The organism is Arthrobacter sp. 210 2, from assembly GCF_059093025.1.
In genome coordinates this window covers 352,513-366,776 of the sequence record NZ_JBNHIE010000001.1, presented here as the reverse complement: position 1 = coordinate 366,776, position 14,264 = coordinate 352,513, and the positions used below count along the sequence as shown (strand labels likewise).

Sequence of the window (14,264 nt, the reverse complement as noted above, 5' to 3'; positions counted from 1 at the left end):
GCCTGAAGTAAGAGACCCGAACCAGTGGTTGCGGCCCGGACGCGCAGGGTCAGGCGTCCGGGTGCTCCTCCAACAGCTCGGCCAGGGTCTCGAGGTTGGCCCGGACCGTCCGGCCCTGTGCCCGCTCCACCAGCGGATCGGCCAGCTTTCCAAAGATGCCGCCAAGGCCGGACGCGGCTTCGATCCGCTGCGTGAGGCGGGTGCCGCCGTCGGACGGTTCCATGGTCAAGGAAACGGTGAAGTCCAGCTTTCCCTCGACGGATCGTGATACCAGCCGCCGGGGCCGGTCGAACTCAACGATCTCGGTGGTCCAGTCAAAGGTCCGTCCCATGACTTTGCTGGTACCCCGGCCCCTGGACCCCAACCCGACGGGACCGTCGCTCACCTGCTCGGAAGACGTGACGGAAGAGTCAAAGACGGCCGTGTTCTCAAACTTCGCCAGGAAATCGAAGACTTCCTGGGGCGGCCGGGCGATGACGACGGATTCCTCTACTACAGGCATGGGATTCTCCTCAAACAGTGCCTGACGCCGGCGCGGATCGGCCGGCGTGGAGGCAGGCACAGCGCCAGCTTGGACCCGGGCGCAGGCAGTGTCAATGCTCCCCTTAAAGCGCTCGCGGCACCTCACCCGGAGGACCGTGCGGGATACGGTGCGGCGTCCCGCACGGCGTTGACGTGCGGTAACAGTCATCCCTTAGCCACCCCTCCCGATACCCAAAAAAGCTAATCATGCTTACTATTGGCTGTGCCGGGCTGCCCGCTGGGGGCAGACCAACCCGTGCCGGACCCGGAGGTTGCATCAGCATGGAACATGAAATGCGTCCCCTGACGGACGACGAACTGATGTCGGAGCAGGCCACAGCTTTGCCGGACAAGGAAGTCGCGTCCGTCCTCGACCTGAACGCGGACCTGGACCTGGGGATTGATGCCGCAGCACCCATCGATTTGGCGGTTGCCGCCAACGCCAACGTAGCTGCCCCGATCGACGCGGCCGCCTCGGCGAACATTCTTTCCTTTGGCTCGGAGGCCCAGGCCCTGGCGGACCAGGGCGTGGTCATCGAGCAGGGCATCGTGGCTGACGCGAACGCCGAATCCACCCAGGACAGCACCATCGACCAGGCTAATGACACGGTCGACGACGGCGATACCGCGGCAGACACCGGAACCACTGAGCCGGGCACCACAGCAGGAACGGCCGACGGCGGGAGCCTCCTGCCTGACGGCACCCTTCCCGATGGCACGCTTCCGGACGGCGTCCTTCCCGAAGAGAGCCTGCCCGACGTCGGTGCGCTGCCGGTGGACCCGGCGGCCGCCCTGGACGGGGACCTGCTCAACGTCAACGTGGACCTGGCCGCCGACGCGGACATCGCCGCCCCGATCAACGGCGCCGTGGCAGCAAATGCCAACGTGGCCGCCCCGATCGACGCCGCCGTGGCAGCGAACATCGGCTCCATCGACAGCCAGGCCTACGCCGTGGCCGAGCAGGACGCCATCATTTCGCAGCACATCGAGGGCCAGGCCAACGCCTCTGCCGACCAGCAGTCCAACCTCGAACAGTAAGCACGGATGAGCCACGCCACCGGCGGGCCGCGCCCCGAGGCCGGCCCGCCGTCGTCCCATGCCTCCCTTGCCGAGCGCCCGCTGCCGGTCCCCGTGCGCGCCGACGGCGTCCAGTTGCTGGGCCAGTCCGAGGGATCCGGTTACCGGGAAGCTCCCTCGCTGGTCCGCCGGGCCGACGGCCAGACCCTGCAGCTCACCCGGCTGCTTTATCTGGTGCTGGAGGGTGCCGACGGAACCCGGGACGTGGAGGAGATCGCGCAGCACGCCACGCAAGGGTCGGGGCGGCTGGTCAGCGCGGACAACGTGCGCACGCTGATGGACGCCCAACTGCTGCCGATGGGACTGCTCCGCCTTGCCGACGGCTCCCAGCCCGCGGTGAAGAAAGCAGACCCGCTCCTCGGAATGCGGTTCCGGTACACCGTGACGGACCCCGAACGCACCAGGAAAATCACGGCCCCCTTCGCAGTGCTGTTCAACCCGCTGATCGTGATGGCCGTTACTGCCGCATTCCTGGCTGCCTGCTGGTGGGTGCTGATGGTGAAGGGCCTGGGCTCCGCCACGCATGAGGCCTTCGCCAATCCGGCGCTGCTGCTGCTGATTTTTGCCATCACCATCCTCTCTGCCGGCTTCCACGAGTTCGGCCATGCCGCGGCCGCACGAAAGGGCGGCGCAACGCCCGGCGCCATGGGTGCGGGCCTGTACCTCGTGTGGCCCGCCTTTTTCACAGACGTCACTGACTCGTACCGGCTGGGCAGGGGCGGCCGCCTCCGCACGGACCTCGGCGGCCTGTACTTCAACGCCATTGTGGCCGTTGCCATCATGGGGCTCTGGTGGGCCACCGGCTTTGATGCCCTGCTGCTGGTGGTGGTCACCCAGATCCTGCAGATGGTCCGGCAGTTGCTCCCGCTGGTGCGGTTCGACGGTTACCACATCCTGGCGGACACCACCGGAGTGCCCGACCTCTTCCAGCGCATCAAGCCCACCCTCCTGGGCCTGCTGCCCTGGCATTGGGGGAAGCCCGAAAACAAGGTGCTCAAGCCGTGGGCCCGAGCCGTGGTGACTGCATGGGTGCTGGTCACCGTGCCGCTGCTGCTGTTCAGCCTGGCCATGATGGTGCTCGCCCTGCCGCGCCTGCTGGCCACCGCCTGGGACAGCGCCGGCAGACAGCGGGACATGCTCGCTGCCAGCCTCTCCGACGGGGACCTGGCCGGCGCTGCCGTGCGCGCGCTGGCGATCGCCGCCGTCGCGCTGCCCATGCTCGGGATGCTGTACATCCTGTTCCGGCTGCTGCGGCAGCTGGTCACCGGCCTCTGGAAGAAGACCCGGGGCAATGTCCTCCAGCGGATCGCCGCCATGGCCGCCGTGGCGGCACTGCTCGCCGGGCTCGGCTGGGCATGGTGGCCCGACGGCGGCACGTACCGTCCCGTGCAGCCTTACGAACGCGGCACGCTGGCTGACGCCACGTCGTCAATCGTTCCGCAGGGCAGCACCGTGCTGCGTGAAGGCCGCAGCGGCACAACCGTTGCACTCTGGCCGGAAGGCGCCGCCAAGCCGACCCGGGAGAACCCCCAGCTGAGCATGGTGCTGGTGCCGGCGGAGAAGAGCGGCTCCGGCACCGCGTCCGCTGCAACTGCTGCGGGCACCGCGGCACCGTCCTGGGTGTTCCCGTTCGACCGGCCGGCCGCGCCGGAGGAGGACGGGAACCAGGCGCTGGCGGTGAACACCACCGACGGTTCGGTGACGTACAGTGTGGCTTTTGCGCTGGTGTGGGCCGAGGACGGCGAACCCGTAGATACCCGGAACGAGGCCTACGCCTTCGCCAGCTGCACCGGGTGTGCCGCCGTGGCGGTGGGCTTCCAGGTGGTGCTCATCGTTGGCGAGGCGGATGTCATCGTCCCCGAAAACCTGGCGGCCGCGGCAAATTACAACTGCGTGGACTGCCTCACGTATGCGCTGGCCAGCCAGCTGGTCCTCACCCTGGACGGGCCGCTGGGCACGAGCAGCCTTGAACACCTCAATGCTTTGTGGGCCGAGATCGCTGAATACGGCCGGAACATCCAGAACGTTCCCCTCTCGGAAATCCAGGCCCGGCTCGCCGCGTACAAGGAGCAGATCACCGCAATCATCAAGGCGGATCCCAGCGCCACCAGGACCACGGCGACGCCAGCTCCCACGGGAACAGCCGCACCCACCGGAACCAAGGACCCGGCCGGCGCGCCCACGGGGCCTGCTTCCCAGGCACCGGCCGGAGGGGCACCCGCCCCCGTACCCACCCAGGCGCCCCCCGCACCGGCAACGCAGCCCTCCGTGGGTGACCCGCCGCCGTCGTACGCCCCCATTGAGACGCCGGTGCCAACGGCGGATACTGGGGGCACGGCCCCCGCCGTGGAGCCCCAACCCACCGCCAACCCCAGCTAGGAGAGCCAATGTCATTGAGCAAGGGAACATCCGTGGAGTGGAATACGTCGCAGGGCAAGACGCACGGCAAGATCATCGAGAAGAAAACCAGCGACTTCGAACTGGACGGGCACACGCACCGGGCCAGCGAGGATGAGCCGCAGTACGTTGTGGAATCCGCCAAGACCGGCGCCCGTGCCGCACACAAGGCCTCCGCCCTGACAGAGAAGAAGTAGCGGCATGGCTACCCAGCACGAGGTCCTCATCATCGGCGGCGGGAATGCCGGCGTCTCCCTGGCCGCCCGGCTGGAACGCTACGGCATCAAGGATGTGGCACTGGTCGAACCCAAGGACCACCACCTTTACCAGCCGCTGTTCTCCCACATCGCAGGGGGCCGGGCGCAGGCCAAGGAAGCAGTCCGGACCCAGCAGTCGGTAACCCCCAAAGGCGTGACCTGGATCCGCGACGCGGCAGTGGACGTCGACGCGAATGCCAACACCGTCACCCTCGCTTCGGGAACCTCGGTGGCCTATGGGCAGCTGGTGGTGTGCCCGGGGCTGCAGTACGACTGGGACGCCGTGCCCGGCCTGGCCGAGGCCGTGCACTCCCCGCACGGCGCCTCGCATTACGAGTTCGAACTGGCGCCGAAGGCGTGGACCCTGCTCAGCGGACTGACGTCCGGCACCGCCGTGTTCACCATGCCGGCCGGCCCCATCAAGTGCGGCGGGGCCAGCCAGAAGCCCATGTACCTGGCCTGCGACTACTGGAAGGAACAGGGTGTCCTGGACAAGATCCGCGTGGTGATGGTCCAGCCCTACCCCACCGTGTTCGGCGTGCCGGAAGTGGACCGGGAGCTGGACCGCAAGATCGCTGAGTACGGGATCGAACTGTGGACCAACAGCGAACTGGTCTCGGTGGACGCCGCCGGCCAGGCCGCCACCATCCGAAACACCGAAACCGGCGCCGAGGAAGTTCTGCACTACGACGTGCTCAACGGCGTCCCGCCACAGTCGGCCCCGGATTGGCTCAAGGCCACGGACCTGCCCGCCGCCAGCGACAAAGGCGGTTTTGTGGAGGTGGACCGGCAGACGCTGCGGCACCTCCGGTTCTCCAACGTCTGGTCCCTTGGCGATGCCGCCGGGACCACCAACTCCAAGTCGGGCGGGGCGCTGCGCAAGCAGACCAAGGTGCTGGCGAAAAACCTGGTGGCGGCGCGGAAGGGCAAACCGCTGCCCGAGAAGTACAACGGCTACTCGGTGTGCCCGTTCACGGTGTCGCGCGACACGGTAGTGTTCGCCGAGTTCGACGACCGCTTCCGGCCGATGCCCACCATCCCCCGGGTGCCCACCTGGAACGAGAGCCGGCTGTCCTGGGTGGTGGACCGGGACATGTTCCCGCAGGTCTACTGGAACCTGATCCTCAAGGGGCGCGCGTAGGGGTTTCGACAGGCTCAACCACCAGCGCGCGTAAGGGTTTCGACAGGCTCAACCACCGGCGCGCCTAGGGGTTCCGGCTGTCCAATTCCCTGCCCACGCGCCACTCGTCGGCGAGGATGGCGAAGATCAGCTCCGTGGCCCACTGGCCCTTGTAGTGCCACTTATCAACGTGGCGGGCCTCCAGCCGCATGCCCAGGCGGCAGCACAAGGACGCCGACGCCGTGTTGAGCTCGTCCAGGCGCGCCTCGATCCGATGCAGGCCGAGCTCGCCGAAGCCCAGTTCGAGCATCGCCGCCGCGGCTTCGGTGGCATAGCCCTTGCCGCGGGCCGCGGGCGCCAGCGTCCACCCCACTTCCCCCTGCAGGTGGCCGGGCAGCCACTTGAGCACCACTTCGCCCTGGAGCCCGGGCTCGTCGTCGGCCTCGATGGCCAGGGCCACCCAGTCCCCCGCTTTCTCGAAAACGAAGTTGGCGTAACGGCCCACGCGTTCCATGGACTGCGTGTACGTCTTCGCAGGCCCGGGCAGGAAGCGGGCAGTCTCCGGGAGCGAATGGTAGGCGTGGAACGCGTCCAGGTCGCCGCCGTCGAAGCGGCGCAGGACCAGCCGTTTGGTACGGATGGGCAGGAGGATGTCAGGCACGAGGGCTAACCCGAGCGGGGCTACTGGGCGGAACCGACGACGGCGGCCGTCGCCTCCGCGATGGCGCGCTCCTCGTCAGTGGGCACCACCAGGACAGGAATGGCTGACTGCGGCGTGGAAATAACGCGCGGTTCCTTGGACCGCTCGGCGTTCAGGCCGCCGTCGAGCTCGATGCCCAGGGCGCCCAGCCTGTCGGCCACCAGCGCGCGGAACTGGTGCGAGTTCTCGCCGATCCCCGCCGTGAACACCAGTGCCTTGGCCCCGCCGACGGCCACGTGGTAGCCGCCGATGTACTTGGCCAGCCGGTAGGAGGTGACAGCGAGCGCCGTGGCCGCCTTGGTGTTGCCGTCCTCGGACGCTTCCACCACGGAGCGCATGTCGTTGTTGCCGGCCAGGCCCTTCAGCCCGGACTCCCGGTTGAGCATGGTGTCGATGTCCTCCGGGGTCCAGCCGGCACGGCCCAGGAACACCAGGATTGACGGGTCCAGGTCACCGGAGCGGGTACCCATCACCAGGCCCTCGAGCGGCGTGAAGCCCATGGAGGTGTCCACCGACTGGCCGCCCCGGATCGCCGTCACGGAGGCGCCGTTGCCCAGGTGGGCGATGACGCCGTCGAACTCCTCCACCGGGATATCCAGCAGGGCGGCGGCCCGCCGTGTGACGTACTCGTGCGAGGTGCCGTGGAAGCCGTAACGGCGGATGCCGTGGTTGGTGTACAGCTCGTCGGGGACGGCGTAGCGCCAGGCGTGCTCCGGAAGGGTGCGGTGGAAGGCGGTATCGAAGACGGCCACCTGCGGCATGTCCGGCCACTTCTTGGTGATGGCGCGGATCCCCAGGACGTTGGCCGGGTTGTGCAGGGGCGCCAGCGGGTTGAGCCGCTCGATGGCGCGGGTGATTTCATTGTCGATCAGCACCGGCTCGGCGAACCGTTCCCCACCGTGCACAACGCGGTGCCCCACGGCGCCGAGCTCCAGGTCGCCCAGCTCCCGGTGGATGGCTGCGTCCACCTGCTCCAGCGCCGCTGCGTGGTCCCGCGGGCCCTCGATCTCGCCGTCGCCGTCGCCCCCGTTGCCCATGCCGATCTTCTCGATCAGCCCCTCCGTCAGGACGGTCCCGGCGGCAACATCGCGCACCTGGTACTTGAGCGAGGACGAGCCGGAGTTGATGACGAGCACGAGCATGTGGGGCCTCCTGAGCCTTGCGTCTGCGGTTCAAACCCCACTATATGTGCCGCGGCGCGGCGCCCAATTCCTTGCGGATGCGGACCGTCTGTGCCTAGAGTCGGCGGACAGGCTGGACCACGCCCGAGAGGACATTCCAATGACGAACGAGACCACTTCGATCGACGAGAACGACCCCACCAACACCGGCTCCAGCAGCACCGCGCCCCTGAACGCCGGCGCCGGATCCGGAAGCAAGGACCCTACCGGCGTGGAGGGTGCGAACCCGGCCCTTGACGACACCGGCAACCTGAAGGCCGGCGAGACGGGCGAGGCACCGGAAGCTCCCGAAAACGCCGAGAACCTGGACCTCACCCCGCAGGGCCTGTCCGACGAGCCCGCCAAGCAGGAGGACAAGGAAAGCCTGGCCAAGCCGGACAACAGCTGACCCGAGCGGTGGTTGAGCCTGTCGAAACCTCACCACGGGTTTCGACGGGCTCAACCACCGCTTCCAGGCTCAACCAGCGCTCTCAGGAAGCCGGCACCTGCGCCTGGATCGCGGTGATGGCCACCGTGTTGACGATGTCCTCCACCGTGCAGCCGCGGGAGAGGTCGTTGACCGGCTTCCGGAGCCCCTGCAGGACGGGCCCGACGGCGACTGCACCGGAGCTTTGCTGCACCGCCTTGTACGTGTTGTTGCCGGTGTTCAGGTCCGGGAAGATGAACACCGTCGCCTGCCCGGCCACTGAAGAGCCCGGCATCTTGGATTCCGCGATCGAGGCGTCCACGGCGGCGTCGTACTGGATGGGGCCTTCGACGGCGAGGTCGGGGCGGCGCTCCCGCACCAGTTCGGTGGCCTGCCGCACTTCGTCCACGGCTTCGCCGGAGCCCGAGCCGCCGGTGGAGTAGGACAGCATGGCCACCCTCGGCTCCACGCCGAACTGCACGGCGGTTTCGGCTGAGGCGAGCGCGATGTCCGCCAGCTGCTCCACGTTGGGGTCCGGGTTCACAGCGCAGTCGCCGTACACCAGCACCCGGTCCGGCATCAGCATCAGGAACACCGAGGACACAATCTTCACGCCCTCGCGGGTCTTCACGAACTCCAGGGCAGGGCGAATGGTGTGCGCGGTGGTGTGGGCGGCCCCGGAGACCATGCCGTCCACCACGCCCAGCTGGACCATCATGGTGCCGAAGTAGCTGACATCCTGCATGATCTCCAGCGCCTTGGGCAGGTCGACGCCCTTGTGCGCCCGCAGCTCCGCGTACTGCTCTGCGAACTTCTGCCGCAGGTCGGAGGTGGCCGGGTCCACCACGTTGATGCCGGTGAGGTCGATGCCACGGGCGGCGGCCAGCTCGCGGACGTCGGATTCGGGTCCCAGGACGGTCAGGTCGCAGACGTCGCGGCGGTGGAGGATTTCCGCCGCGCGGAGGATCCGGACGTCGGTCCCCTCTGGCAGCACCACGTGCCGGCGCTGCGCGCGGGCCCGCTCGATGAGGTCATGCAGGAACCGCAGCGGCGTCATTCGCTCGGCCCGGGGCAGGTGCAGGCGCTCCATGAGCTCGGCCTCATCCACCTGCCGGGACCAGAGCCCCAAGGCCGAGGCAACCTTCCGCCGGTGCCCGGACCAGATCTCGCTCCGGACCTCGGAGACGCGCCGGGCCGTGGTGTAGGTGTCCTCCCGCGCCGCGAACACGGGGAACGGCGCCTGCGCCAGGAGCGGGTAGATGTTGGCGTCCGGTGCCAGCCCGCCGGTCAGGATGAGGGCGGACGCCACCGGGAACTCGGGTGAGAAGGACGACGCCAGGCACGCCACCATCACATCCGCGCGGTCCCCCGGCACGATCACCAGGGCGCCCTCGTCCAGCACGTTCAGGAAGTTGCCCACGTTCATCGCGGCAACCTTGATGTCCCTGACGTCGCGCTCCATGTCCGCCCGGCCTGCAATCTGCCGCACGCCCAGGGCGGCGGCCACCTCGCCGGTGGTGGGGCGGGCGATCTCCTCAAGCTCGGCGAGGACATACACGGGCCGTCCGGAGGCGCCCGGCTTCACGGCGGCGGCGATAGCCTCGACGTCGTCCGGGTCAGCGCGGTTGACCATGATGGCCAGCAGCGAGCACTTCTCCGCGGACAGTTCCTTGCGGGCTACCTCGACGGCGGCCGCGGCCTCGGCGACGGTGCGCCCCTTGGCGCCCACCACAGCCACCACGGGGGCGGCCAGGTTGTTGGCAAGGCGGGCGTTGAGGTCAAATTCGACGGCGGCGTCCTGGCCGGTAAGGTCCGTTCCCTCCACGATCACCACGTCGCAGTGGCGGGAGATTTCGGCGAAGATCTCCACGCAGCGGGCGTCGATGTCGGCCCGTTTTCCTTCGGCCAGCAGGGTCCTGACCTCTTCATGGGTGAGGCCGCCGCGGCAGCGCTCATCCTCCAGCGCGAACCGGGATTTCATCAGGGCAACCATGGGGTCGTCATTCGCGTCCGGGCCGTGGACCACGGGTTTGAAGAAGCCGATCCTGTCCGCGTGGCGGTGCAGGGTGTCCGCCAGGCCCAGTGCCACAAGGGACTTGCCCGATCCGGGGGTGGTTGCGCTGACGTAGATGCCTTTGGCCATGGGTCTGCCCTTTGCTGTCTGCTGGTGCCGGTCCTCCCATCCTTGCACTTCCCACCCCGCGAGATGGCACTTCGCGGCAGTATCCACCCCCGGGACTGCCGTGAAGTGCCATCTCGCGAAGCCCGCATGGCCTTGACACCGGGCCCCCTCATGGGATTACCTAATGAACATTCGGTAAATAAAGCTGGAGGCAATGACGCATGGCTGAAACAACCCTTTCCGGGCCCCATCACCAGATCCTGGAGAACGATTACGCCTCCGAGTGGATGGGCATCGAGGTCCTCTCGCTGAGCGAAGGCCACGCCACCATCCGGATGACCCTCCGGCAGGAAATGCTCAACGGCTTCGGCATGGCCCACGGTGGAATGATCTTCGCCTTCGGGGATACGGCGTTTGCGCTCGCATGCAACCCGGCCGTCCCGGCACCCGGTGAGGAAAACAACATCACGGTGGCCTCCGGCGTGGACATCAACTTCCTCAAGCCCGCCTTCCGCGGCCAGGTGCTGACCGCCGTCGCGGACCGCCGTTCCAGCGCCGGGCGCAGCGGCCTGTACGACATCCAGATCTTCGCCGCCGACTCCCCCCAGGCAGAAGCCACCTCCGGCACCCCCGGCGAACTCATTGCCGAGTTCCGCGGACGCAGCCGCACCATCCCCAAGAAGTAGGTAGACCATGACCCTGCACGCCCCCGAAACCCCCGCCGCAGCAACCTCCGCCGCAACTTCCGCGCAGGCGGACGCCGTCCTGGACCGCGAGGAGACCATCTCCCGCGACGAGCTCGAGGCGCTCCAGCTCAGCCGCCTGCAGCACACGGTGGCTTACGCCTACGAGCGCGTGCCGCTGTACAAGCGCAAGTTCGACGACGCCGGCATCCACCCCTCGGACCTGCGCGAGCTCAGCGACCTGGGCAGCTTCCCGTTCACCACCAAGGAGGATCTGCGCGCGGAATACCCGTTCGGCATGTTCGCCGTGCCGCAGCACGAGGTGGCCCGCGTCCACGCCAGCTCCGGCACCACCGGCCGGCCCACCGTCGTCGGGTACACCAAGCAGGACCTGACTGACTGGGCCAAGCTCGTGGCCCGTTGCTTCCGCGCGTCCGGCATCCGCCCGGGCATGAAGGTCCACAACGCCTACGGCTACGGCTTGTTCACTGGCGGCCTGGGCGCGCACGCCGGCGCCGAGGCACTGGGCTGCACCGTCATCCCCATGTCCGGCGGGCAGACCGAACGCCAGATCCAGCTGATCCAGGACTTCCAGCCGGACGCCATCCTGGCCACGCCCACGTACCTGCTGACCATCGCGGACGCCATGGCGCACATGGGCATCGATCCCACCTCCACGTCCCTGAAATACGCGGTGCTGGGCGCTGAACCGTGGACGCAGGAGATGCGGCACGAGCTCGAAGTCACCATGAACATCAAGGCCTGCGACATCTACGGCCTGTCCGAGGTGATGGGCCCGGGCGTCGCCGGCGAATGCGTGGAGACGCAGGACGGCAGCCACATCTGGGAGGACCACTTCCGCCCCGAGATCATCGACCCCTTCAACCCCGTGGCGGGCAAGGAAAACGTCCTGGGCGACGGCGAGCACGGCGAACTCGTCTTCACCTCGCTCACCAAGGAAGCGCTCCCCATCATCCGCTACCGCACCAAGGACCTCACCCGCCTCCTCCCGGGCACCGCCCGCCCCGCGCACCGCCGGATGGGCCGCATCACCGGCCGCAGCGACGACATGATCATCCTGCGCGGCGTGAACCTCTTCCCGTCGCAGATCGAGGAAATTGCCCTGCGGATCCCGGAGCTCAGCCCGCACTTCCAGCTCGAACTCACCCGGCCGGAGGGCCAGCGGATGGACCAGTTGACCGTCCGGATCGAGCGCCGGGACAACGTCACCCCCGAGCAGAGCACGACGGCGGCGCGCGCCTTGAAGGAGCAGATCAAGATCCACGTGGGTTCTTCGTGCGCGGTGGACGTGGTGGAGCCGGGCTCGCTTGAGCGGTCCAACGGCAAGCTGCGCCGGATCTACGACCTTCGGCCGAAGGGATAGCAGGACCGATGGTGCGGGGCCGTCCCGGACTTACCGACCGTTCGTGAGAAACTAGCCACTATGCCCAGCACCACTGAAACCTCCAGCCCCGGCAGTTCAGCGAGCAGCGCCGGCACCAAGCGCGGGCGCCCCGGCTATGACCAGCAGTCAGTGCTGCGCATCGCCGTGGACGTCTTCAACCGGCACGGCTATGACGCCACGTCCATGGGCATCCTGGCCGAGAACCTGGGCATCTCCAAGTCCGCCATCTACCACCACGTGCCGTCCAAGGGTGATCTCCTCAAGCTCGCCCTGGACCACGCACTGGGCGGCCTCGAGGCGATTCTGGAGGAGCCGGAGGCGACGTCGGGAGCCGCCGACGCACGGCTGGAGTTCGTCCTCCGGCAGACCGTGGCCGTGCTGGTGGACCGGCTGCCCTTCGTCACGCTGCTGCTGCGCCTGCGCGGCAACACCGAGATCGAACGTGACGCGCTGGAGCGGCGGCGCACGTTCGACCACAAGGTGGCCGGACTGATTTCCGCGGCCCGCGACGAGGGGTCGCTGCGCCAGGACATCGATCCGCGGACGGTCACCCGGCTCCTGTTCGGCATGATCAACTCGATTGTGGAGTGGTACAAGCCCGGCGGTCCGCTCTCGCCCACAAGGCTTGCCGACGACGTGATCACCATGGCGTTCGACGGCCTCCACGGCCACTCCTAGGCTCTCCCAACCAAGTAGCGCCAACTGTCGTTATGGAGCCTCATAACGACAGTTGGCGCTATCCAGTTGGGCCGCCGCTGCCCCTTCGGTTGCCCCGCGCGCTGCCAGGCACGACCCAGTTCCGCAGATACTAAGTGTGCTTGGTATTTCGGCCGATACCCGGCTACGGTGGTAGGAAAGCCACCATCTGCAGGGAGGTTGAGAATGAGCCCGGACACACGTCCAACGCGTCCCGGCCGATGCAGGACCGCCGCCGCAGCGGCTGCCGTAAGTGCCGCCGTCGTTCTTTCCGGCTGCACCGGCGGCTCTCCTCCCCCGGCCCCGAGCGAAACCGCCGCGACAGCCACGAACACCGGGACTGCAAGCGCGGCGGCATCAGCCCCGGCAACCGGCGCGCCGGCAACGGGCAGCGGCGCGGATGCGGCCGGAAACATCCCCCAGCTGGTGGAGAATCTTTCGCCATCGGTGGTCACCATCTTCACCGACGGCGGGCTGGGCAGCGGTGTGGTCTACTCCGAGGACGGCCTCATCCTGACCAACGAGCACGTGATCCGCGGCAACACCACGGTGGAAGTGGCATTCGCCGACGGCCAGCGGGTGGAGGGCACGGTCCGGGCCACCGACGCCGTGACGGACCTCGCCCTGGTCCAGGCCAACCGCACTGGGCTGCCGAAGCCGACGTACCAGACCAACCTGCCGAAAGTCGGCGAGGGCGCACTGGTGCTGGGCTCCCCGCTCGGCTTCGAAAACACCGCCACCGCCGGCATCATTTCCGGGCTCCACCGCTCCATCCCGGGCTCCGCCTCCAACAGCCTGTCCCTGGTGGACCTGATCCAGACCGACGCGCCCATCAGCCCGGGCAACTCGGGCGGTGCCGTGATCAACATGCGCGGCGAGATCATCGGGATCAGTGAGGCCTACCTCCCGCCGTCCACCGGCGCGGTGGCGCTGGGCTTTGCCATCCCCGCGGCCACGGCAGTGGAAGTCGCGGAGGAGCTCCTGGCCGACGGCACCGCAGAGCACGCCTATGTGGGACTGACGCCGGGCGAACTCACGCGGCAGATCGCCGAGCAGCTGGGCATCGACGCAAGCACCGGCGTCGTGGTTCTGAACGTTGACGAGGACGGCCCGGCCGGACGTGCCGGCATCCGCCCCGGCGACGTCCTGGAATCCATGGAAGGCGTGGAGCTGGACGCGCCGGAACGGCTCCTGGCTGAACTCCGCAACCGCAACCCCGGCGACTCGGTCGGGTTCAAGGTCAAGCGGGGAGACGAGAGCCTGGACATCAAGGCGGAACTCACCGAACGGCCCGCAAGTTAGCACCACCCCGACAGGAAGGTAAGACAATGAGCCACCCCAAAGATGAAGCAGACGCAGGATTCATCATTCCGGATCCGTCCAAGGTCCGCGAGGACGTACCCGGCGACGCCGGCGACGAAGCGAACGTGATCCGCTTCAGCGAAGAGCAGGCCCTTATTGAGGAGCAGGCCCACGGCATCCGGCCGGACACGTACAGCGTCCCCTCGGGCGGACCCACCATGGACGAGGCCCGCGGCAACATGGACCTCTCGGACCAAAGCCAGGGCGGCCGCGGAACCGGCCCCGAGGACGACAGCAGCGACGACGGCCTGCACGGCGGCGCCGAGTCCTGACTTCTTAGCTCACCACGACGGCAGGGGCGCCCCGGATGATCCGGGGCGCCCCTGCCGTCTTTTT

Annotated in this window: 14 protein-coding genes; 10 read left to right on the top strand and 4 right to left on the bottom strand. The window is 68.1% G+C overall.

Annotation, left to right across the window (positions count from 1 at the left end; all coding sequences use genetic code 11):
* Positions 1 to 49 precede the first annotated feature (49 nt).
* A complete protein-coding gene (locus tag AC5RWA_RS01710) occupies positions 50 to 502 on the bottom strand; it encodes an SRPBCC family protein (RefSeq protein ID WP_494056291.1) in 453 nt (150 codons plus the stop codon).
* A 314-nt stretch (positions 503 to 816) separates the two neighbouring features.
* Between AC5RWA_RS01710 and AC5RWA_RS01705 the strand changes: the two genes are divergently transcribed.
* Genes AC5RWA_RS01705 through AC5RWA_RS01690 form a run of 4 tightly spaced genes read left to right on the top strand, consistent with a single transcriptional unit; the run spans position 817 to position 5,394 of the window.
* Positions 817 to 1,560 (top strand): peptidoglycan-binding protein, encoded by a 744-nt coding sequence (locus tag AC5RWA_RS01705; protein ID WP_275729633.1) that lies wholly within the window; start codon positions 817 to 819, stop codon positions 1,558 to 1,560.
* 6 nt (positions 1,561 to 1,566) lie between these two features.
* Entirely contained in the window at positions 1,567 to 3,978 is a 2,412-nt protein-coding gene (locus tag AC5RWA_RS01700) for a zinc metalloprotease (RefSeq protein WP_494056290.1), read from the top strand.
* Between the two features lie 8 nt (positions 3,979 to 3,986).
* Positions 3,987 to 4,193 carry a hypervirulence associated TUDOR domain-containing protein gene (locus AC5RWA_RS01695; protein ID WP_009356625.1) on the top strand — a complete coding sequence of 69 codons (207 nt, stop codon included), beginning with the start codon at positions 3,987 to 3,989 and terminating at the stop codon, positions 4,191 to 4,193.
* A gap of 4 nt (positions 4,194 to 4,197) precedes the next feature.
* On the top strand, positions 4,198 to 5,394 hold the full coding sequence (locus tag AC5RWA_RS01690) for an NAD(P)/FAD-dependent oxidoreductase (protein ID WP_494056289.1): 1,197 nt from the start codon (positions 4,198 to 4,200) through the stop codon (positions 5,392 to 5,394).
* 64 nt (positions 5,395 to 5,458) lie between these two features.
* On the opposite strand, the gene AC5RWA_RS01685 is transcribed toward AC5RWA_RS01690, so the two are convergent.
* Positions 5,459 to 6,034: a GNAT family N-acetyltransferase gene (locus AC5RWA_RS01685; protein ID WP_494056288.1), complete on the bottom strand. Its 576-nt coding sequence runs from the start codon at positions 6,032 to 6,034 to the stop codon at positions 5,459 to 5,461.
* A gap of 20 nt (positions 6,035 to 6,054) precedes the next feature.
* A complete protein-coding gene (locus AC5RWA_RS01680) occupies positions 6,055 to 7,215 on the bottom strand; it encodes an acetate kinase (protein WP_494056287.1) in 1,161 nt (386 codons plus the stop codon).
* A gap of 139 nt (positions 7,216 to 7,354) precedes the next feature.
* Here AC5RWA_RS01680 and AC5RWA_RS01675 point away from each other — a divergent pair, with 139 nt between their 5' ends.
* A complete protein-coding gene (locus AC5RWA_RS01675) occupies positions 7,355 to 7,642 on the top strand; it encodes a hypothetical protein (RefSeq protein WP_494056286.1) in 288 nt (95 codons plus the stop codon).
* Between the two features lie 82 nt (positions 7,643 to 7,724).
* Here AC5RWA_RS01675 and pta read toward each other — a convergent pair whose 3' ends face one another.
* Positions 7,725 to 9,803 (bottom strand): phosphate acetyltransferase, encoded by a 2,079-nt coding sequence (gene pta, locus AC5RWA_RS01670; RefSeq protein WP_494056285.1) that lies wholly within the window; start codon positions 9,801 to 9,803, stop codon positions 7,725 to 7,727.
* A 200-nt stretch (positions 9,804 to 10,003) separates the two neighbouring features.
* On the opposite strand from pta, the gene AC5RWA_RS01665 reads away from it, so the two are divergent.
* The 5 genes from AC5RWA_RS01665 to AC5RWA_RS01645 all read left to right on the top strand — a co-directional run bounded on the left by AC5RWA_RS01665 (position 10,004) and on the right by AC5RWA_RS01645 (position 14,200).
* Complete coding sequence (locus AC5RWA_RS01665; RefSeq protein ID WP_494056284.1) at positions 10,004 to 10,468, top strand: hotdog fold thioesterase; 465 nt, start codon at positions 10,004 to 10,006, stop codon at positions 10,466 to 10,468.
* A gap of 7 nt (positions 10,469 to 10,475) precedes the next feature.
* Positions 10,476 to 11,849 carry a phenylacetate--CoA ligase PaaK gene (gene paaK, locus AC5RWA_RS01660; protein ID WP_494056283.1) on the top strand — a complete coding sequence of 458 codons (1,374 nt, stop codon included), beginning with the start codon at positions 10,476 to 10,478 and terminating at the stop codon, positions 11,847 to 11,849.
* A 60-nt stretch (positions 11,850 to 11,909) separates the two neighbouring features.
* Complete coding sequence (locus AC5RWA_RS01655; RefSeq protein WP_494056282.1) at positions 11,910 to 12,548, top strand: TetR/AcrR family transcriptional regulator; 639 nt, start codon at positions 11,910 to 11,912, stop codon at positions 12,546 to 12,548.
* Positions 12,549 to 12,752: 204 nt separating this feature from the next.
* Positions 12,753 to 13,868 (top strand): S1C family serine protease, encoded by a 1,116-nt coding sequence (locus tag AC5RWA_RS01650; protein ID WP_494056281.1) that lies wholly within the window; start codon positions 12,753 to 12,755, stop codon positions 13,866 to 13,868.
* Positions 13,869 to 13,894: 26 nt separating this feature from the next.
* Complete coding sequence (locus AC5RWA_RS01645) at positions 13,895 to 14,200, top strand: hypothetical protein (RefSeq protein WP_079597466.1); 306 nt, start codon at positions 13,895 to 13,897, stop codon at positions 14,198 to 14,200.
* Positions 14,201 to 14,264 lie beyond the last annotated feature (64 nt).